We start from the raw sequence: 21822 nt of genomic DNA, 5'->3' as shown, positions 1-21822 counted from the left end.
GGCATTTCGACCAATTCCCGCTTTACAAGACAGATGCACCGCCGTGAATTTCTGCAGGCGCTGGCGCTCGCCTCGATCTCCGGGAGTCTGACTGCACCCGCACTTGCCAGCAACGCCTCGCCGCTATATCGCCTACCGGAACGCAAGCGTGTTGCCAGTCTGATCCATCTCACTGATTGCCACGCGCAGTTGCTGCCGGTCCATCATCGCGAGCCCAGCATCAATATCGGCGTCGGCGAATCAGCAGGCAGGCCGCAGCATCTGACCGGCGAAGCGCTGCTGCGACACTACGGACTGCGGCGCGGCTCCCGCCTCGCCCACGCATTTACGCACCTCGACTTCGAGGAACTGGCGAGGCGATACGGCAAGATGGGCGGCTTCGCTCACCTCGCCACTCTGGTGAAATCAATCCAGTCGCAGCGCCAGGGAGCAATACTCGTGGACGGCGGGGACAGCTGGCAGGGTTCGGCCGCTGCATTGTGGACACGCGGCGCCGACATGGTCGCGGCCAGCAAGTTGCTTGGCGTCAAAGTCATGACGGGGCACTGGGAATTCACCCTGGGCGCTGAACGGGTCATGGATTTGATCCAGCATGACATGCTGGGTTCGATCGATTTCATTGCCCACAATGTTTTCACGCGCGATTTCGGGGATCGCGTGTTCTCGCCGTTCATCATCAAGGAGATCGACGGCATGGATGTGGCAATCATCGGGCAAGCCTACCCGTATACCCCGATCGCCAATCCTCAGCATTTGATCCCGGACTGGACCTTCGGCATTCATGAACAATCTTTGCGTGAAACCATAAACGAAGTTCGCCGGTTCAAGGTGGCGGCCATCGTGCTGCTTTCGCATAACGGTGTTGATGTCGATTTGAAGCTAGCCAGTCGTGTCGAAGGCCTGACAGCGATTCTGGGCGGCCATACTCATGACCCGCTGCCAAAACCAATCCGGGTCAAAAACAACGGGGGCGAAACACTGGTCGCCAATGCAGGATCGAACGGCAAGTTCATCGGGGTACTCGACATCTTTTCCAGCCACGGCAAAACCGCCTGCGACTATTCACTGATGCCGGTATTTTCCGGTCTGCTGGAGCCCGATACCGAAATGACCGCACTTGTTGCCCGGATCAGACAGCCTTTCGAACGGTCCCTGGGGCAGGTTCTGGCGGTCACCGACGATCTGCTTTATCGCCGCGGCAATTTCAACGGTTCCCTCGACGAAATAATTCTCGGCTGTCTCCAGCAATCGCAGGATGCGGAGATTGCGGTGTCGCCTGGATTTCGATGGGGCACAACCTTGTTGCCCGGATCTGAGATTACGGTCGAGGATGTGATGGCGCAGACGGCCATTACTTATCCTGGAATCACGGTGCGCAATCTCACTGGCGCGGAAATCAAGGATGCGCTGGAAGATATCGCCGACAATCTTTTCAATCCCGATCCCTACTATCGTCAGGGCGGCGATATGGTACGTACAGGCGGACTCAGTTATACGTGTATTCCGCGTGCCTCCATCGGCAAACGGATCGAGAACTTACGAATCGACGAAATCCCGATGGACGCCGACCGGACCTACCGAGTCGCCGGCTGGGCATCGGTCGTCGAGACGGAATCCGCAGGCGCGCCGGTATGGGAACCGCTGCAGGACTATCTCATCCGGAGGGGCACGGTGAATATCAAGTCTGTCAACATCCCGAAGCTGCGCTAACCGCCACTGCCGGCGGCATTGTCGGCGCGGCAGGAGGCAAACACCCCGCTTCTTACCATTACCAGTTATAGAAGCGTCCGTATTGCCAGAAATGCGGATTCCAGCGCGGCAACCAGGCCGGAAGGTCGCGCGCCAGCGGAAGATATTCGAGCGCCAGAATCGTGGTTATCGCGACCGCGCCCAGTCCGGTCGAAACAATCGCGAACCTGTGCGTCCGAAAAGCGACGGCTCCCGAATATACTGTGGTCCCGACCGGCAACGACCGGCCCGCTATCCATCCTGCTATCACGCAGAACAATACCTGACTCTGGGGCATTATCAGATTGCCGCTGAATAACGAGTCGGTCATTCCCATCAGCAATGCAGCAATGAGACTGGGGCCGATTGCATCCGTTGCTCCAGATGGCTGTTCTCTCAGTGTCCGAATGACGAATATGAACAATAAGGCACCAAGCCAGATTCCTGCCGTGCCCGCAATCAATCCATATTCCGCCAGTAATTGCAGCGGAACATTGTGTGGATGCGCGGCATTCATCGGATAGGGTTGAAGGCCGAACTGGCCGGGGCCCACGCCAAGCAGCGGATGTTCCCGAACTAATTGCAACGCGGTCCGGGCGAGCGCGATTCTTTCATCGATGCTGCCCTGCCCGCGTTCGACAATCGAGTTCACACCGGGGACCGGAGCGATATCCGGCAGGACTTGGACAAAATGGGAAAAAACAAGATAGATGATTGCTCCGGCGAGAATCGCCGTCGCGTGCCACCGCAGCCACGTCAATTTTCCTTTCCGGAGAAACGCCGGCACCACGACAACCGCAACGAAAAGCCCCAGCCAGGCCGCACGCGTGCCGACCATCCAGTGCAGCGCCCAGAAATTGGCCGCGACAAAGAAAAACAAAAGCCGCCAGCCTTTGCCGATGTTCGGAATGAACATCGGAATGACGGCCAGAAAAAGAGCATAGGCCTGATACTGACTGAAGAAGCGAACGTTGGCGAACTCCAGAAATGGGCTCACCCAGGGAAATGCCTTCCCCTCGAACGCGTAAAGGATGTAGATCACCCAGAACTTCAGCGCGCATAGCGCCGCACCAGCGAAGACGGAAACAGTCAAAACCATTTCCGCCTGTACCCGTCCCTCACGTACTGCGCACGCAACGACTCCAACCAGGATAATGAGCTGTGCCGTCAATGCGATTTCGAGCAATCCAAGATTCACCGCAGGGGACACTACCGCTGCTACCGTGCCGCCCGCAAGGAACAGCAGCACCAGAAAGCGGAATGAAACGCTCATGGAGAGCCATGCGCCGGTGAGCGCATCGGCAATCGCGAGGCGACACAGTTGGGGTATGACAAACGCAAGCAGGCCGAGTTCTACGTAGCGGGCGTCGTCGTAGAGCCTGGGCGCCAGCCCCGGCATCCACACTGCAGCCAGAATCAAGTAACAGCAGATGCCCACCAATGCCGGCGCGAATACCAGGCGGCCATTATCAAATCGAAATTTCGTCTGAATTTTTACGGGGGCTGGGAGCACGATCGAGGCGGGTAATTTTTGCGGAGTCGGCGTAACGTCAAGCAAACGATTGTAGTCAGCAAAAAAGAAGGCGCCCGGGAGGCGCCTTCTCGATACGGTTGGGTTTCGAAAACTTCCCAACTATCACAGTACATTAGGTGCTTGAAGCGAAATCGTTTGCGTACACCGCTATACTCGCACGGCAGGAGCCCGGCAGGTACTTGCCAATATCCTTCGCGTTCGCCGGATCCGGGCCGCACAACCAGCTGGAAACCGCAGCTCCAACAATCGGCGCCACGGCGCTTGTAGGAGCCTGCGAGGGCTGGAGAACGATGGACATGCCATCAATGCTGGTCGCATTGATGCCCGTTACTTTCACTTGAATTTCACCTTTGGAACTGGTCTTGATCGAGGTCACATACTTGGAGACCTGAGGCGTGAGAGTAGCGCTCGACTCGCAACCCCACAGACCGGGACCAGGCAGCGCGCTGGCCGATTGGACGGTCTCGGTGATGCTGGTACGGCAGGCCGACGCAGCCAGAATGGCTTCAGACATCTTGGCACGCGCGGTGTAGTCCTGGTATGCCGGCAACGCAACCGCTGCCAGAATACCGATGATCGCGACAACGATCATCAGTTCGATAAGGGTAAAACCCTTTTGTACGGCCTTCATGGCTAAACTCCTTGATGGTTAGTGAACAAACACGCTGAAATTCAGGTGTTCGACACCGGTATCGCAAACCCTGTGCCAACGCGGCAAATCTCGCGGTCAAATCACGCAACTCATTTCAAGAAAACAATAAATACACTAATTAACAGATGGTTAGAGGATCCATTTGAAGTCGCCGTAACAGGAAAGAAGTCCACGTTCGTTTATGCTCCGGTGTTAACGAGCCCCCCTCTTATTAACGCGGACATAAACCAACATGGGCCAATCGGCAGTAACTGACGCAGTTCGTCACCGAGAGTGATAACCCGGGAGGGCCGCTTCGTCTACCTCATCGATCTGATCGGCATCCAAAAACTGTTCCGCATACTTCAAATAGACCCTCTTGCGCACGAATATGTCGAACAGATCCGGATCGATGTGGCCGTTAAGTTTGAACTTGCCGAGGATTTGCAGCGATTCGGTAAGCGTCTTGCCCTTCTTGTAAGGCCGGTCCTTTGCGGTAAGGGCCTCGAAAATATCGGCGATCCCCATCACCCGCGCCTGCACCGACATCTGTTCGCGGCTCAATCCTCGTGGATAGCCTTTGCCATCCATGCGCTCATGATGTCCCCCGGCATACTCGGCGACGTTTTTCAGATGCTTGGGCCAGGGCAGCGACTCCAGCATCTTGATCGTCACCTCGATGTGATGATTGATGATCTGCCGCTCCTCCTGCGTCAGGGTTCCGGAACGAATGGTCAGATTGTTGACTTCGTCGGCGGTCAGGAAATTCGCCTCATTGCCGTCGACGTCACGCCAGCGATACGTCTTCGAGATATCGCGCACCCGCTGCTGATCTTCCGCGCGCATCGCTTCGGATCCAAAATTGCAGAAGCGCAGGAACTGCCGGTCTTCCTCGATCTGGCGCAACCGTGCTTTCAATTCACGGTCGGCCCTCTCCCATTCGCCGGCCCGGTTGTCCGGCGAGTTGAGCTTGGTCTTCAATCTCGCGATCTCGGCGTCGCGTTTGAGTATTTCTAACCGGGTATCCACCAACGTGATGCGATCGAAAATAGTTTGCAGTTTGGTCGCCTTGTCCACCACGTGAACAGGGGTTGTGACCTTGCCGCAATCATGCAATAACCCGGCGATCTTCAGTTCGTAACGGTCCTTGTCCGTCATCCTGAAGCCGGAGAGAGGCCCCTCGTCGGTTTCATTCACCGCTTCGGCCAACATCATCGTCAACATGGGAACGCGCTGGCAATGTCCGCCGGTGTAGGGAGACTTATCGTCGATCGCGGCGTTTATCAAGCTGATGAAGGATTCGAACAATCCTTCCAGCTGGTTGATCAACTGGCGGTTCGTGAGCGCTACGGCCGCCTGGGACGCCAGGGATTCCGCGAGACGCTGATCGGCTTCGGAGAACGGCACCGTTGCGCCGTTTTGGCGATCCTTGGCGTTGATCAGTTGCAACACACCGATGACTTCGTCTTCATGATTTTTCATCGGCACCGTGAGAAAGGATTCCGAACGGTAGCCGGTCTTTCCGTCGAAGCTCTTGGTTCCGGTGAAATCGAAACCCTTCGCGGCGTAAGCATCCGCGATGTTGACCGTCTCGTCGCGCAGAACCGAATAAGCGACGACCATCGAATTATTCGGCCGCCCGTCATCGTCGAAAAGCCGCACCGGATAGAACGGCACCTCCACTCCCGTCGTGCCACCCATGGCGATATTCAATGAGTCGGTGCGCAGGATCTCGAAGTGGACGAGCTTCTTGTCCGCATCCACACGGTAGAGCGTTCCACCATCGGCATTCGTGATTTTCTTTGCCGCCACCAGAATCGCCTCAAGCAGGCGATTGGTATCTTTTACCTTCGACAACGAAATGCCGATCCCATTGAGTTCCTCCAGTCGGCGGAACAGTTCTGTGGAGGTCGGTTCACTCATCGTGGTTTTTTCCGGGCCGGAATGCCCCGAAGTGTCGTGACTTACTTTATGCAAACGGCCCTGACTTGGAGCATATCCGTCACACCCTGCAGCACCTTCTCGATACCATCCTGCTTGAGCGTGCGCATGTTTTCCGCCAGCGCGGTGGCAACGATCTCGGCAACACGCGCATGCTCCTGAATATGCTTCTTCACCGCATCGCTGCCGACCAACAATTCATGCAAACCGACGCGGCCCTTGTAACCGGTCCCTCCGCAGGTATCACAACCGACGGGTGTATAAAGGGTGAATTGCCCCTTGTCGTCCGCGAACATTTTCACCCACTCGCGATAGACAGTCTCATATGCCGCTTTGGGATCGCGCTTCCAATTGTCGGTATTCCGCAGTTCGGCGGTGTACTCTTCGAGAATCGACTTGAGTTCTTCCTGGGTCGCAACATGCGAAGCCTTGCACTTCGAGCACAGCCGCTTTGCCAGCCGCTGGGCAAGAACTCCCAGCAGTGCATCGGCAAAATTGAATGGATCCATGCCCATGTCGAGCAGACGGATGATCGATTCCGGAGCGCTGTTGGTATGCAAGGTTGCAAACACCAAATGGCCTGTCAGCGAAGCCTCGATACCGGTGGAAGTTGTTTCCTTGTCGCGCATTTCACCGACCATGATGATGTCCGGGTCGGCCCGCAGGAAAGCCCTCATCGCAACCGCGAAAGTGAGCCCGGCCTTTGGATTCATCTGGACCTGCCGCAGGCCTTTCTGCGTGATTTCTACCGGATCCTCTGCCGTCCAGATCTTGGTTTCGGGCGTATTCAGATAGCCGAGGACGGAGTGCAATGTAGTGGTCTTGCCTGAACCGGTAGGACCGCAGACGAAGAACAATCCATACGGCTTGCTGACCGTTGCCTTGAGGATGCCGACATTACGCTGGGATAGGCCGAGTTTGTCGATCGGAATGGGTTCGCCTGCTGCGAGAATACGCATCACGATGTCTTCGACACCGCCGGCTGAAGGGATCGTGGCCACCCGCAACTCGATGTCTAGCGGTCCGAATTTCTTGAATTTGATCTTGCCGTCCTGCGGTTTTCTTTTTTCGGAGATATCCAGGTCGCACATGACCTTCAAGCGCGCAGCGATCGCATTTCGATAGCTGGCCGGCACCGAGATGTAGTTCTGCAAAGTACCGTCCTTGCGGAAACGCACTTCGGTCTTGCCCTTACCCGGATACGGCTCGATGTGAATGTCGGACGCGCCCTGATGGTAGGCATCGACGATGATCTTGTTGACCAGTTTGACCAGTTCGTTGTCCTGGGCCAGCGAAGCGTCGTCCGCGCCACCCCCGCCTTCTTCGTCGCCCTCTTCGTCCATGGTGGACAGCAATTCGCCGATTGAGGAGGTATCGCCCGACTCCGCGCCGAAGAACTGGTCGAGCGTTGCGCCGAATTCCCGGTGCGTGCAGACCTTGAAAACGATCTTGTGCTTCGGAAATATATTGCTTACCACCTTCGACGCACGCACTTTTTCGGGATCGGTCGTAAGTACGATCAGCCCTTCCTTGACGTCCTCAATGGGAACCCAGAGGCTGCTTTCCACGTAGTCGCGCTTGAGGTTCTTTAGCAGATCCAGCGGTTTGACCCGATCCTGCTTGAAGGACTCGTAGGGCACCTTGAAGAACTGTGAAAGCGCTTCGCCGATAGCCGGGGACTTGACCTGGAACTCGTCGATCAGCACGTCCTCGATATCCAGATTTTTGCGTCGCGCAGACCGCGTAGCCAATTCCATTTCCTCGGCCGAAAGCACGGCATTCGTGACGAGATGGTCATACTTCCCGCGCAGCATCGCAGCCGGTCTGCTGCGCTGACGCAGTGCGATCTCCAACGTCTCGCCCAGATGCGCCGCGCCTTCCTCGGCTATGGTCGAAAACGGCTGGCCGCTCTTGGAATTGATGACCTGAATTACGCCGATCAATTCGTTTGCTCCACTATCGACAACCGGCGCCACCAGCATCTGCTTGGTGCGGAATCCGGTGCGTTTGTCGACTTCCTTTAGGAATTTCAGATTGGGGTTGTAGCCGCGCAACTCGCTATCATCGTAAACATCCCGAATGTTGATCAACTTCTTCGATAGCGCCACGAATCCGGCAATGCTCTGCTCGTTGATCGGCAGCTTGAGGTCCTTGAATGAAGACAACCCGGTCTTGACCTTGGAGATGATCGAAGTTCTGTCTTCCGAGAGCACGTAAATCGTCAGTCGTTCGGCTTCGAACAGCGAGCAGATGTCCTGCGACAACTCCAGCATGATCTCGTCGATGTTGGTAGTCGCATGAATCTTGTTTGTCACCGCCTGGAGTCTCTTTTGAAACTCCAGTTTGTGACTCATCTCCGCCAGATTCTGGCCGGCTTGTGGCTTGGTTTCAAAGACTGTGCTCATGGCCTGCTTCCTTCTTCCATTTGCGAGCGCGACTTTCCGATACTAACTCAGCCGCCGCGTGGCTGCTAAACCACTTTGGTTCCCAATGGCCGGATTCAAAACTTGAAAACCTGGCCGTTGGACAGCATGCGCGGGTTATAGCGCTCCGCGCATTCCTCGACCTCCTGCATCGTGAGCGTGCCGGCGCCAGGCTTAAGATGTGTAATGAACACCCGCGTGGAACGCTGCAGCTTGGCCAGCTCCTCCGCGAGCATGCTCGGACAGAGATGCTTGGAGGCGATTGCCAGTTTCTTCTCCATGTTGGGAAAGGCTGTTTCGATGATGAGATAGCGCAAATTACCGATCTTGTTGACCTCCGCCCACAACGCGTCGTTCACCGTGGTATCGCCGGTAAACACCAGGCTGGCTTCGCCGCTGTCAAACTGAAAACCGACTGCAGGTACGACATGGTTGGCCGGCAGGACATTGATCGTGCGCCCATCAAGATCGATCCTGTCGCCCACGGCAAATGTCGAATAGCGCAGGCAAGGAGACGACTTGCTTGGGATCTCGGTGAAGTCGGGCCAGACCTTCCAGTTGAAAATGTGCTCCTGAAGAATTTTTCGCGTGGCCTCCGCACAATGCACGGTTATCGGCTTTTCCCGCATCGGGCCCACGGTATCCACGAGAAACGGTAACGACGTGACGTGATCGAGGTGAGAATGCGTCAGAAAAACATGGTCGATCTTGAGCAGTTCGGTGATGGTAAGGTCGCCCACCCCGGTACCAGCGTCCACCAGCACGTCATTGTCGAGCAGCATCGAGGTCGTGCGCAGATTTCCGCCGATGCCTCCGCTGCAACCGAGTATCCTGATCTGCATGGCTATTTGGTTTCGAATTTCCAGGAACCGTCCCAGCCGTCTTCCGGCGGGTTCTTGCGCAAACGCGCAATTCGTTCGAGAAACAGCCTGTAAAGCCCGCTATCCGGAGCAACCTTCATGAGGTTGATCAACTGCAATTCTGCCATATCCCAGTCACGAGCCCGGTACAGCCTGAGCACCTGGCCCCACAGCTTCAATTCATCCTGCACGGCCTTTTCGATCTCATCGAACAGTCCGATTGGCTCAAAAATGGCGACCGGGGCCTCCTTGCCCTTAACTTTGACCTTGTCGAGCTCGCGAAATACGACTTCGGGCACTTCGGCGCGCGTCGTTTCACCCACTATCATATTCACGCCGTATTGCTTGGTAATGCCCTCCAGGCGCGACGCCAGATTCACTGCATCGCCCATTACCGTGTATGCCAACCGGATTTCCGAACCCATGTTGCCGACGCTCATACGGCCACTGTTGACGCCCACGCCGATGTGAATCGGCGGCCAACCCCTGTCCTTGAAGTGAGGCTGCAATTCCGCAAGGATCCGGTGCATTTCCAGACCCGCCATTACCGAGTTGCGCGCGTGTTGCGGATCGTTGAGCGGGGCGCCCCAGAAGGCCATGATGCAATCGCCCATGTACTTGTCGATCGTGCCGCGATGCTTGTAAATTATTCGCGTGAGCGGCGTCAAAAATTCATTCATCAGCTTGGATAACTCTTTCGGGTCCAGGCCCTCCGAGATGGTGGTGAATCCGCGCACGTCCGTAAACAGCACCGACAACTCCCGGCTCTCGCCTTCCATCGAAAAGGCTTCCGGATCCTTGCTCATTTCGTCGACCAGTTCGGGTGGGACATACTGCCCGAACAGACCGGTAATCTGACGTTTGGCGCGAGATTCCACGAAGAAACCGTAGGACATATTGAGCGCGAATAGCATGGTTATCATCAATAGTCCGGAAGCCAGCGGAAGCACCAGGTTGCCCTCGGTCCATACCAGCACATTGGTCGCGAATACCGCGACAATGATTACAACCGTCAGTACCGTGGCCCGCAAGGGATTCACCATTGGCAACAGCAGCGCCATGCCTATCCCGGAGAACAACAGCAAAACTACTTCCGCACCCAGCACATAGGGTGGTCGTTGCTTGATGCTGCCATCGAGCATGCCGGCAATCAGGTTGGCATGCATCTCCACTCCCGGATATACGCTGGCAACAGGCGCTGCGCGCAAGTCATATAGGCCCGGGGCGGTCGTACCGACCAGCACGATCTTGCTTTTGAGGTCGCTCAGCGGCGCGTTTCCGTGCAGCACGTCGGTGGCGGATACGTATTGGAAACTACCCTGCTTGCCGCGATAGGGGACCAGTGCCGTGACGAGATTATCCACCGGGATACGCACGGATCCCATGTCTACCCATTCGAGTCCGGGATAGTTTTTTGACCAGGGCTTGTCCTGCGGAAAACCGGGCACGACCGGAGGCAGGCCCAGCCCCAACCTGATCATCGCCATCGACAGCGATTCGTAGTAGGCGCCGTTGTACTCCGCCAGCATGGGGACGCGCCGGATCACGCCATCGTCGTCGGGCAAGGGATTGAAATGGCCGCCACTGGCGGCCGCCTGCTGAAATTCCTCCAAGTTGGCTCCATAGCCTACCCAGCTTGTAAAGAGGATGTTCTTGCCTTTGAAGGTGCCCGCCGGCATTACCGGCTTGGGAAGCGCACCGGACGCGCGCCCTTTTCCGTCTTCCGACCTGACGTCGGAAAAGTAGTATCCGAGCACTATTGCGCGGTTTTTCAATTTTTCAGCGAAGACGCGATCGTATTCGAGCTGCGGCGCGACATCCTTCAGCACAGCCTGGTACTGGGCGTTGCCCTTCAACTCCTTCTGTCCCAACTCCCGCAGGATGCCCAGTCCGGAACTTTCGTCGCGCTCGGCAAATACGATGTCGAAGCCAACGATGCCTACATTGTAATGATCGAAAAGCTGGTCAAGCATCGTGCCGAGTTTGTCGCGACGCCATGGCCAACGGCCCTCTGCGGCAAGGCTTTTCTCGTCGATATCGATGATGACAATTCGCGGATCGACATTGTTGGCCATCGTCAGGCGCAGGCGCGCGTCATAGACGATATTTTCGAAGCGGTCGATGAACGGGATTTTGTAGCGGCCGGCGGCGTGGCCAACAAAAACAAGGACCACCACCAGCCCGAGCGCAATGCGCACCAGGTGCTTCTTCAAACCGCCTCCCTTGTCGTGTTGCGTGCCGCGAGCACGCCGCAGGCCGATGCGCCCGGTAGTTGTTGGAAGCTATTCCGCGCAGGGTTTGACGCGTTACCGTTCTCAGGGTTTTAGGAAGAACTCCATCTTTACCCCGGCCAGCTCGATGATGTCGTGATCGCCCAGCTGATGTGCCTGGGCGTCGAGCGTCTTGCCGTTGACCACCGGGAAGTTGGCGCCTTCCACGTGGGTAATGAAGTGGCCCTGCGGCCGCTTGGCGATAACCGCGACTTGAACACCAGGTTTGCCCAGCGTGGTAAGGGGCTTCGCCAGCGGCAATTCCTTGCCGGCATTCGGGCCAGACAGGATCTGGATGGTGCCAATGCCCTGCGCCATCGCCCCTGCGGTGGCAGGCGGTGGCGGCGCTGCCGCAGGTGACGCCGCAGTCTTCGATGGCGCGGATGCGGGCGGGGCAGCCGGTGCAGTAGCGGCCCCAGACTGAACGTTGGCGCCTGCCTCGCTTAAATTAGGGGTCACCTGAAGATTCGTCTGGGTGTCGGTGGGGCTCCTGACTTCCTGCTTGGGGGCTGCGGCAGCCGGCGCTCGCAACACCATGGTCTTCTCAAACTCGGACTGACTCATGCTGGCCGGCGCTTCATTCATGTACTTGAGCTTGTATTTGCCGATCTCAATCGTGTCACTGCTCTGCAGAAAATGCTTCTTGACCGGCTGGCCGTTGACCAGCGTGCCATTGGTGCTGCCGAGGTCTTCCAGAAAGGAGTCGTTCAGGATGGTCATGATGATGGCGTGCTCACCGCTGACCGCGAGATTGTCGATCTGAATGTCGTTGTGCGGTTTGCGGCCGATGGTAGTGCGCTCCTTGCTGAGCGTGAACTCCTTGATCAACTGACCATCGAGACTCAATATCAACTTCGCCATAGCAGCGTCCTTTTATTTGAACCAGGAAAAGAACTTCGCAAACAAGCCCTCGTCTGCCGGGAAGTCCTTCTTCACCTTGATCAGCACTACCGAGATATTATCGCGCCCGCCGTTGTCGTTCGCCATCTGCACCAGTTGTTCGGCTGCAAGCTGCAGGTTGGCGCCCAGCGCTTCGAGCGTCATCTCGATGTCTTGGTCCTCGACCATGTCGTTGAGGCCGTCCGAGCATATTAGATAGATATCGCCTTCCTGCGCCGGATAGGTATGGATCTCCGCTTCCACTACCGGCTCGATCCCCAGCGCACGCGTTACCAGATTCTTGTTCTGGGAGCGCTTCGCCGCCTCTTTGGTGAGCAGACCGCTGTCGATTTGCTCCTGCAGCAGCGAGTGGTCCCGGGTAACCTGCTCCAGCTTGCCGCCACGCTGACGATAGCAGCGCGAATCGCCGATGTGTGCAACCGTGATCTGATTGTTACAGAACAACGTAACAACCAGCGTGGTACCCATACCGGCATATTGGGGCTGGCTGTTGGCCGATTGGAATATCGATGTGTTGGCCTTAGCGATGATATCCGCGAGCAGCTTCGTAGCAAAAGGCGAACCGGTCGCCCTGTCTACTTCGTGCGGCGCCTGCCGCACGAGCGCTTCACGGGTTTCGCTCGAGATCAGGGCAGTCGCGATACCGCTGGCTACTTCGCCGGCGTTATAGCCACCCATGCCATCGGCCAGAACCGCGAGGCCGATTTCGGCGTCGGTAGCCATGCTGTCCTCGTTATGCGAACGCACCATTCCGGTGTGAGTCGCTTTTGCCATCTCGAGAGAGGCGATCAGGCTCATGTCGGGTATCCGCTAGAGAGTAACGTCCACGGTATCGAACTGAGCCGCGCATGCGCGGATGGCTTGCGCGAACTCGTCACCGCTTTGATAGCGCTCCGCCATATTCTTGGCGAGCGCCTGGTTGATAATTTCCACTACGCACTCCGGAAGTGCAGGATTCACCCCCAGGATGTCGATCGGCGGTTCATTGGCGATCTTGAACATCAGTTGCGTCATCGAGTCACCCTGAAAAGGCAGGCTGCCGCATGATAGTTGATACAGCGTGACACCCAGCGAGAACAGGTCGGATTGCCCATCGATCTTTTTGCCGGCCAGCTGCTCCGGCGACATGTAGGAAGGCGTGCCGAGCACCATCCCCGTCTTGGTTTTCGACGAATCGGTAATGCGCGCAATGCCGAAATCAGTGACCTTGACGGAATCGGTCTGCGGGTCGTACATGATATTGGCGGGCTTGATATCCCGATGAACCACGTTCTGCAGGTGCGCATAGGCAAGCGCCTCCGCGACCCGCGCGACGATCGACAGCGTCTTCGGCAATGGCAGCAGTCCGCCCTGCTTGGTCTGGGGCACCAGATCCTTGCCTTTGAGGAACTCCATGGCGATATAGGCGAGATCGTGTTCTTCGCCGGCGTCGTAGATTGTGACAATGTTGGGATGATTCAGCCGGCCTGCGGTTTCCGCTTCGCGGAAGAAGCGCTGTTTCACGTCTTCAAGTTCGTCCGCTTCGAACTCCTGCGACAACGCCATGGTCTTGATTGCAACCACCCGACCGATCTTTGGATCCTTCCCCAGATACACCACACCCATCGCGCCCTTGCCGAGTTCCTTTTCCACCTGGTAGCGGCCGAGCATGGGTTTCTCCACCGAACCGCCTTCGAGCACCAGGGTGCTGGCATTGGTACGTCCGCCGCCACCGAGAATCACCGTCTCGGACATCTGTTTCGCACGATTGAGCTTCTGATCAAGATCGCGGAACTTCGGGTTGTACGTTGCCATGTACTCATAGACCGCCTGGGCCTTGTTGAACTGGCGCTTACGCTCGAAATCGAGCGCAAGGTTGTACATGTTGTCCATTACGGCGTCATTGAGCGGCACTTTCTTGAACTTGTCGAATGCCATGTCCAGCTGGCCCTGGCCCTGGAATGCGAGCCCGAGCATACGGTTGGACTCGGCCGATTCCAGATCCGATTTGGCCTTGCCGCGCTCGGTCACCAGGAATCGCTTCGTCGTCAGCAAGACGTGTCCGATGACAAGCAGCACGGCTGAGGCCATCAACTGGAGCCACATCAATTTGCCCGCCATCAATACGAAGTGGGTCGCGATCAGTGCGATCAGCAGCACCACACTTACGGCAAATCCCATTCCCGCCTTCAGTCGCGGCAGCAGCAGGATGATGTAGAGCGCGACCAGCAGGAAGGCCAGCTTCTCCACCCAGAACCCCCAGGTCGGCGCAACGAAGAAGTCTTCCTGCAGGATGCTGGAAACCGAGTGCGCCAGTGTGACCACCGGTGGCATCGCGGGCGAAATCGGGGTCACTTGGTAGGTACCGACTCCGGCCGCGGTGGCCCCTATAAGCACAACCTTGTCGCGATACTTCTCGGCGGGAATCTTCCCCGTTATCACGTCGTAGAAGGAGTCCAGCGGAAATGCCGGCTTGCCGTCCCTGTCCTTGTAGAAGTAGCTGTGCATCTGCAAGTAGGGATCGGTATTGATGGAAAGATTGCCCACTTTGATACCTTCACCGAGCCGCATCTCGATATCGCCGGGGCCGAGATTGAGACTTCTCGCAGCGAGCATCATTGCAAAGGAGGGGAAATACTGGTCGTAGTAGCGCACTACCAAGGGTTCGGTTCGCGTACTGCCATCGATGTCGGGAAGCGCATTCAGGTGACCGATGGCGGCGGCGGCGCCAGCGATTTCCTGCAGCGGCGCGACGGCTTGCAAGGTCGGTACCGGAAATATGTTGTTGTTTGCTGCGCCGATTCGGTCCGCGACCTTGGTGATCTGGTACTTCAGCACATAATCAGGAAGAGGCTTGTCAGGATTACCGAGCGGTTCACCAAGTACGAATAGCATCGGCAGTGCAACGTTGCCCGCTTCGGTAACGGCGGCCGCCAGCTTCCGATCACTGTTCAGCGCGTCTTCGGCCTCTCCAAGTACGGATGCAAATTGCGCCAGATTCTGCTGCTGGGGCGTAGGAAGAGCCTGATAGAGCTCGGTGAGCTTCTGAACATAGGCCAAGCCTGGATCGATCTGCGGCTCAAAAAAGAACGATGCATAACCGACCACCTTCGCGCCGGCCTGCTTTAGCTTTCCGATCATCTGTGCGTGAATTTCACGCGACCAGGGCCAGCGTCCGATGTTAGCAATGCTCTGATCGTCGATGGCAATCACCGCTACGCGCGTCGACGGGACGTGACTGGATGCTCGAACACCCCAGTCATAAGCCAGGCGTTCGAGACTTTGGACAAGAGCACTGCCTGATGCAAAAAACAACACCAGCGCAACGATGAGTCCGAGGAACCAGTCGGCTTTCCAAAAAGCCGTTCTCTTCATGCCAACCACCCTGATTGGATGCCTGAAGCCTTTGATTTCTAGCTACTTAAGGCCTTTGAGCTAGAGATTCTACGATATTCCGGCTAAAAGTATATGATTTTTTGCGAAACTGACCTTTCAATGAGGCGATCTGGAGCATTGCAACGACGGCCCCCACCGAAACCGTGCTGTCGCCATTGTCAGAATTAAAGCCTTCGTGCATCCATGGCCTGCACAGCGACCGAAAACGCCGCCAGCCTTAACTCGGGACAGGCGCGTTTAGAATTAGAAAGAGGGGGATATTGCCGCGACAATCATGCCGATGACGATTCCCGCGAGCATGTCGTTCGGATAGTGCAAACTCAGCACCATGCGGAACACAACGGCCAGAATGGTAAAAGAAATCAGGACAGTTGCGGACAATAGGCGGAAGCGATTGCGGTAAATGCAACGGCGTGCAAGAAGGCGTGGCCTGAGGGGAAGCTGATCGGATCCAGCGGCCTCGCATTGCAGACTAATGGCTCGATGTCGACCTGATAGGGTCGCGGCCGCAACGTCTTGGCCTTCAGCCACTTGTACAGCATGGTTACCAAGGTCCGACGATCATCATGTGCAGAACCACCCGAACGGCAGCAACGCACCGGTTCAAGTCGAGGGGCCCGATTGAAGCGAATATAAAGCCTTTCATCCAGTTCCAGTCACTGACGACCTGGGACAGGCTTAACCAAGGGTGGGCGCCTGCCCTTGTATGACGCCGCGCAGGACATTCTCGAATTCGTCGACCACGCCTTCCCAATCGATGAGCTCTGCGGCGGCGCGCGCGCGGATGCGCAAACGCGCGATGCGCGCCGAGTCCTTCATCAAGCTCGCCGCCAATTTAACGAACGCGCTCGAATCGCCAAATGGAGCCAATAAACCACTTTCGTCATGCACCAAGCATTGCCGGGCAGCTGCGTATTCGTATGCGACGACCGCCAGCCCGCTCGCCATCGCCTCCAGAGTTACGTTTCCGAACGTTTCCGTCAGGCTCGGAAACAGGAACACGTCGGCGGATGCATAGTAAGTCGCCAGGTCCTCTCCGGAGCGCGTTCCGGCAAAGACGACATTAGAGTGGCGGCTGGCCAGGGAAGCGCGCTCGGGACCATCCCCTACCATGACAAGTTGCACTTGCGGATCCCGCTCTTGCATTGCCAGAAAAGCTTTGACCGCCAACGGAAGATTCTTTTCCGGTGCCATCCTGCCGACATACATTGCAACGATTGCATGCTCACCCGCACCCCACGCCCTGCGCAGTTCCGGACTTCGTCGCACCGGAGAGAACAAGCGTGTGTCGACGCCCCGTGAGACGATATGCAGGTTCTGGAAGCCATAGCATTCCAGTTCGCGGCGAAGACCTTCGGTAGGCACGAGCGTTGCCAGTGCACGTTTGTGGAATTCGCGCAGGTACGCCGCGATCGGCTTCTGGAGAAATCCGGTACCGTAGTGCTTGCTGTAGCTGTGGAAGTTGGTATGGAATCCGGTAGAAACCGGAATCTTGAGTCTGGTCGCCGCAGCAAGCGCCGACCATCCAAGCGGGCCTTCCGTAGCGATGTGTACGATGTCCGGACGCCTCAACGCCCACAGGCAGCCAAGGCCGCGCTTAGCTGGTAAGCCGATCTTCAGGCCGTCATAGCGCGGGATCGGGATTCCCGGTTTGAGTACTTCTTCGAACTGTTCGCTGTGCACCGAATTGTCCAAGTGCGCCTTGCCGCGGGCGAATCAGTTGCACGCTGTGATTGCGCCGCTGCTGAGCCTCGACGATGCGTCCCAGGGTCATGGCTACGCCGTTTACTTCGGGTGGATACGTCTCCGTGACCACCGCCACCCGGAGAGGTGACGCCACAACAGGGGATTCCTGGAGAACAGAAGCATTTTCGGCCATGCCCGGCAAGTTTGCCGTTGCAGTACGAAACCACGATGACGTATTGATGACGAATTATTTACGGAAAGATAGATCAGCGCCGGTCGTTATGCCGAATCAATACTCACCCGAACAATACCAGCAGCCAGATCACGGCGACGTTTGCCAATGACATCATCACCGCTGCGCTGCCGATATCCTTGGCACGCTTGGCAAGTCGATGATGCTCCAGCGACACGCGGTCCACGGTCGCTTCCACAGCTGAATTCAGCAACTCGACGATCAGCACCAGAAGCACCGACGTGATCATCAATGCTTTTCCCAAACCGGAGGCCGGCAGAAACAATGCCAGCGGTATCAGTAACGCCGCTAGCAGGACTTCTTGCCGGAATGCGTCTTCATGCCGGTAGGCCGCTTTTAGGCCCGCGATGGAATAGAACATCGCATTCCATACGCGCCGCAGTCCGGTCTTGCCTTTATGCGGGCTTTCTATCTGGCTGGAATCCATTTCATTTCAGCGCTGCCAGCGCCGCGTCGTAATTCGGCTCACTGGCAATCTCCGGCACCAGCTCAGAATGCAGGACCCTGTTGTTCTCGTCCAGCACCACGACTGCGCGGGCCGCCAGCCCTTTGAGCGGACCATCCGCTATGTCTACGCCGTACTTGCCATGAAAATCCTTGCCACGAAAAGTGGACAGGGTCACCACGTTGTTGAGTCCTTCGGCACTGCAAAAACGCGACATGGCGAACGGCAGGTCAGCGGAGATGACCAGCACAATCGAGTTGTTCACGCTGGAAGCCTTTTGATTGAATACCCGCGTGGATTGCTGGCAGGTGGGCGTATCCAGGCTGGGGACGATATTCAGCACCTTGCGTTTTCCGGCGTAATTCTTGAGCGATACATCGCCAAGATCCTTGCCGGTCAGACTGAAGTCCGAAACGCCCTCGCCTTTTTTGGGCAGATTACCTGCCACGGTTACTGGATTGCCCTTCAGTGTTACGGTTGCCATCTAGGTCTCCTCTCTAAAATACGGCCAGTAAAATCAGGTATCGACATGCCTTGCTCCTAAAATATCGTTCGTTGGATCGGGTCCATAGCACAAAGCGTGAAGCGTCCCTGACAGGGCGAGACGATATATTACCGTTCTCGCAGGCGATCCCTTTTCAGCGCCGCGCTTTCACGGATAGAACAGATAAAGCCGATAGCCGGCGGCACGCAGGGCACCGATATCGAGAAACAACTGGATCGGCAATTCGGTGCCCGCCTTCAACCCCGCTGCCTGCGCGGCGGGCGGCAGATAGTCGGCGGGCAGGAAGACGCGGCGCGCGATTGCCTGTTCCAGGGAATTAGTCAACGTCAGTTCAAATGCCGGGTAGGCCAATTCAATTGGCGCCCGGTTTCGCACCGATAGTAGCAATTGAATTTCGTTAGGATGCGATGGATCGACGGCTTTCAGATCGGACGCTTCTATATGAAGGTAGCTCGATAACTTCGGCAATCCGATGGTGCATCCCAAAGACTCGCAAAACCGCTCGTAGTAGCTGCGCGAATGTGGCAGTAACACCATCAATTCGGTGCGAAATGCGTAGACGGCCTGCCCGGCAAAAACAATTGACAGCAACAGCGCCAGGACTGTCCAAAGTACGGTGCGTCGCGGCGATTCCGGCATCCTGAATTCCCACTCGTACAAGCTGGCCGCGGGATCCGGTCGTGCGGGTTGCGGCCCGTCTTTTCGGGTAACAGGCGACTCTGCGGCGGCTGGCGGCTGTTCGCTTGATTCGAGAGCGGACTGACTTTCTTCCGGCTGCTCCGCCGCCGAAGCAACCGGTTCTTGTGAAACGAATAGAGGCTCCTGGGCCGTCAGGGTGGCGAAGGCGTCAAATACTTGCTGACAATGCCCACAACGGACCTGCCCGCCTGATGCCTGCAATTGCCGTGTAGTGACGCGAAAGGTGGTATCGCAATTTCCGCAGCGGGTATACAGATCCATGCCGCCCGCCTCAGTTCAGGCGAGTGCCGCTCAATCGCACCCAGCCGTCGTCTATGGCTGGCGGTTCAATATCGAACCAGGACCGGTAGGCATCCGCAACATCCACTGCCTGGGGCACCAGAATTCCGGAGAGCACCAGCGTTCCGCCCGGAAGCGTCAGCCCTGCCAGCAATGGCGCGAGGACTTTGAGAGGATTGGAAAGGATATTTGCCAATACGACATCTGCCGGCTCGGGAAGAGCTTCATCCACGTTGGAAAATTCGGCGATCACATGATTGCGTTCTGCATTGTAGCGGCTGGACAGCACGGCCTGCGCGTCGATGTCGACACCTCGCACGCGAGCGGCGCCAAGTTTCGCCGCTGCTATCGCCAGGATGCCGGAGCCGCACCCATAGTCGACCACGGTGCAGCCTGGCGACAGGTTCCGGTCCAGCCAGTCGAGGCACAAACGCGTAGTGGGATGACTGCCCGTACCGAACGCGAGGCCCGGATCGAGAATGATGTTGATCGCTGCAGGATCCGGGCTGGAATGCCAGCTTGGAACAATCCATAGCCGCGCAGACACGGGGATCGGCGTGAATTGGCTCTGGGACAGCCGGACCCAGTCCTGTTCTGCAACCTCGATGATTCTGTATTCGGGCGTGGCTGAAAAACCGGCTGCGGCGCAGGCGCGGTCGATCACGACAGGCAAGTCCGTTTCGGGGTCGAAAAGTGCGACTACACGATTCGATCCAAATACCAGTTCGAGATCCTGACCGGGCTCGCCAAAAATTGGCGTTTCACGGTCCGTTCCGGCCCGCGCGTCGGCGACGTCCACCGAGAGTGCCCCCTCCGAAAGCAAGGCATCCGATACCGCCAGGACCTGTGCGGCATCCACCAATAATTCTATCGCGAGCCAGGCGATGGAATGCCTCCGTGATATCCGAAGCTACTCGACCTTGCCGTACTTGGCGAGCTTTTCTTCGAGGTAGTGGATGCTGGTACCGCCACGCATGAACGATGTATCCAACATGAGTTCCTGGTGCAACGGCAGGTTGGTCTGAATACCTTCTACAATCATTTCAGACAGCGCGATACGCATTCGCGCGAGGGCTTGCTCCCGGGTATCGCCATAGGCAATAACCTTGGCGATCAGCGAATCATAGTATGGCGGCACAAAGTAGCCGTGGTAAACATGCGAGTCCACCCTGATGCCGGGGCCGCCAGGTACGTGCCAGGAGGTGATTCGCCCGGGTGATGGCGTGAACTTGAAAGGGTGTTCCGCGTTGATCCGGCATTCGATCGCATGTCCACGAAAATTGACATCCTTCTGCCGGAACGGAAGCTTCTCTCCCGCCGCGACCAGTATCTGGGTCTTTACGATGTCCACCCCGGTAATCATCTCGGTGACCGGATGCTCGACCTGCACGCGCGTGTTCATTTCAATGAAATAGAACTCGCCCTTTTCATAGAGGAACTCGAAGGTGCCGGCCCCGCGGTAGCCGATCTTGCGGCAGGCGTCGGCGCAGCGCTCGCCGATGCGCACCCGCTCCTTCATCGGAATCAGCGGCGCAGGCGCCTCCTCGATGATCTTCTGGTGACGTCGCTGCATGGAGCAATCGCGATCGCCAAGATAGACGGCATTTCGGTGTTCGTCGGCAAGTACCTGGATCTCGACGTGTCGCGGGGTTTCGAGAAACTTTTCCATGTATACGGTCGGGTTGCCGAACGCCGTCTTCGCTTCTTGGCGAGTCATGGCCACTGCACTGATCAATGCGGCTTCGGTATGCACCACGCGCATGCCGCGGCCACCCCCGCCCCCGGCGGCTTTGACAATGACCGGGTAGCCGACCTTGCGTGCAATCTTGACGATTTCCTGTGGCTCTTCCGGCAATGCACCCTCGCTGCCGGGAACGACCGGAACGCCCGCCTTGATCATCATGTTCTTGGCACTGACCTTGTCGCCCATGAGGCGAATGGTGTCGGGACGCGGGCCAATGAATACGAATCCACTTTTCTCGACGCGCTCAGCAAAATCGGCGTTCTCGGACAGGAAGCCATAACCCGGATGGATAGCTTCGGCGTCGGTTACCTCGGCTGCACTGATGATTGCCGGAATATTGAGATAGCTATCAGCGGACGCAGCCGGGCCGATGCAGACCGATTCATCGGCAAGCCGTACGTATTTGGCTTCGCCATCGGCGACGGAATGCACGGCGACAGTCTTGATCCCCAGTTCGCGGCAGGCACGCTGGACACGGAGGGCGATTTCGCCCCGATTCGCGATGAGTATCTTTTCAAACATGCGGGACTCTAGCTGAGCGGCTCGGCT

Annotated in this window: 17 protein-coding genes and 1 pseudogene; 1 reads left to right on the top strand and 17 read right to left on the bottom strand. The window is 57.1% G+C overall.

Translation table 11 applies throughout. From position 1 onward, the window contains the following. Positions 1–33: 33 nt before the first annotated feature. The gene (soxB, locus tag HY067_06965; protein MBI3527693.1) at positions 34–1710 is read left to right on the top strand and encodes a thiosulfohydrolase SoxB; all 1677 of its coding nucleotides are present in this window, start codon (positions 34–36) and stop codon (positions 1708–1710) included. Between the two features lie 58 nt (positions 1711–1768). Here soxB and HY067_06960 read toward each other — a convergent pair whose 3' ends face one another. The 17 genes and pseudogenes from HY067_06960 to accC form a co-directional block, all read right to left on the bottom strand. Then, positions 1769–3148 carry an O-antigen ligase family protein gene (locus tag HY067_06960; GenBank protein MBI3527692.1) on the bottom strand — a complete coding sequence of 460 codons (1380 nt, stop codon included), beginning with the start codon at positions 3146–3148 and terminating at the stop codon, positions 1769–1771. A gap of 226 nt (positions 3149–3374) precedes the next feature. Continuing rightward, positions 3375–3893 carry a pilin gene (locus HY067_06955; GenBank protein ID MBI3527691.1) on the bottom strand — a complete coding sequence of 173 codons (519 nt, stop codon included), beginning with the start codon at positions 3891–3893 and terminating at the stop codon, positions 3375–3377. Positions 3894–4178: 285 nt separating this feature from the next. Next, on the bottom strand, positions 4179–5816 hold the full coding sequence (locus tag HY067_06950) for a GAF domain-containing protein (GenBank protein ID MBI3527690.1): 1638 nt from the start codon (positions 5814–5816) through the stop codon (positions 4179–4181). Between the two features lie 41 nt (positions 5817–5857). Then, on the bottom strand, positions 5858–8239 hold the full coding sequence (gene tadA, locus HY067_06945; GenBank protein ID MBI3527689.1) for a Flp pilus assembly complex ATPase component TadA: 2382 nt from the start codon (positions 8237–8239) through the stop codon (positions 5858–5860). A gap of 95 nt (positions 8240–8334) precedes the next feature. Then, the gene (locus tag HY067_06940; GenBank protein MBI3527688.1) at positions 8335–9099 is read right to left on the bottom strand and encodes a 3',5'-cyclic-nucleotide phosphodiesterase; all 765 of its coding nucleotides are present in this window, start codon (positions 9097–9099) and stop codon (positions 8335–8337) included. Between the two features lie 2 nt (positions 9100–9101). Beyond that, positions 9102–11330: an adenylate/guanylate cyclase domain-containing protein gene (locus HY067_06935; GenBank protein MBI3527687.1), complete on the bottom strand. Its 2229-nt coding sequence runs from the start codon at positions 11328–11330 to the stop codon at positions 9102–9104. Positions 11331–11432: 102 nt separating this feature from the next. Further along, positions 11433–12248: an FHA domain-containing protein gene (locus tag HY067_06930; GenBank protein MBI3527686.1), complete on the bottom strand. Its 816-nt coding sequence runs from the start codon at positions 12246–12248 to the stop codon at positions 11433–11435. Positions 12249–12260: 12 nt separating this feature from the next. Continuing rightward, positions 12261–13085, bottom strand: coding sequence for a Stp1/IreP family PP2C-type Ser/Thr phosphatase (locus tag HY067_06925; protein MBI3527685.1), 825 nt, complete (start codon positions 13083–13085; stop codon positions 12261–12263). Between the two features lie 12 nt (positions 13086–13097). Further along, positions 13098–15641 (bottom strand): CHASE2 domain-containing protein, encoded by a 2544-nt coding sequence (locus HY067_06920; GenBank protein ID MBI3527684.1) that lies wholly within the window; start codon positions 15639–15641, stop codon positions 13098–13100. Positions 15642–15905: 264 nt separating this feature from the next. Continuing rightward, the gene (locus HY067_06915; GenBank protein MBI3527683.1) at positions 15906–16043 is read right to left on the bottom strand and encodes a phosphatase PAP2 family protein; all 138 of its coding nucleotides are present in this window, start codon (positions 16041–16043) and stop codon (positions 15906–15908) included. Then, a complete protein-coding gene (locus tag HY067_06910; GenBank protein MBI3527682.1) occupies positions 16025–16204 on the bottom strand; it encodes a hypothetical protein in 180 nt (59 codons plus the stop codon). The genes HY067_06915 and HY067_06910 overlap by 19 nt, the downstream gene beginning before the upstream one ends. 136 nt (positions 16205–16340) lie before the next feature. Beyond that, positions 16341–17541, bottom strand: a pseudogene (locus HY067_06905) (glycosyltransferase family 1 protein). A 103-nt stretch (positions 17542–17644) separates the two neighbouring features. Then, positions 17645–18028, bottom strand: coding sequence for a diacylglycerol kinase (locus HY067_06900; protein MBI3527681.1), 384 nt, complete (start codon positions 18026–18028; stop codon positions 17645–17647). A 1-nt stretch (position 18029) separates the two neighbouring features. Further along, entirely contained in the window at positions 18030–18530 is a 501-nt protein-coding gene (gene tpx / locus HY067_06895) for a thiol peroxidase (GenBank protein ID MBI3527680.1), read from the bottom strand. A 168-nt stretch (positions 18531–18698) separates the two neighbouring features. Continuing rightward, positions 18699–19511 (bottom strand): zinc-ribbon domain-containing protein, encoded by an 813-nt coding sequence (locus tag HY067_06890; GenBank protein ID MBI3527679.1) that lies wholly within the window; start codon positions 19509–19511, stop codon positions 18699–18701. Positions 19512–19521: 10 nt separating this feature from the next. Next, positions 19522–20415 carry a 50S ribosomal protein L11 methyltransferase gene (gene prmA, locus HY067_06885; protein ID MBI3527678.1) on the bottom strand — a complete coding sequence of 298 codons (894 nt, stop codon included), beginning with the start codon at positions 20413–20415 and terminating at the stop codon, positions 19522–19524. A 24-nt stretch (positions 20416–20439) separates the two neighbouring features. Beyond that, positions 20440–21795 carry an acetyl-CoA carboxylase biotin carboxylase subunit gene (accC, locus tag HY067_06880; protein MBI3527677.1) on the bottom strand — a complete coding sequence of 452 codons (1356 nt, stop codon included), beginning with the start codon at positions 21793–21795 and terminating at the stop codon, positions 20440–20442. Positions 21796–21822 lie beyond the last annotated feature (27 nt).

This window comes from Betaproteobacteria bacterium (assembly GCA_016194905.1).
Lineage (GTDB): Bacteria > Pseudomonadota > Gammaproteobacteria > Burkholderiales > JACQAP01 > JACQAP01.
Note: the sequence above shows the minus strand (reverse complement) of the source record. Positions and strands in the feature narration are given on the sequence as shown.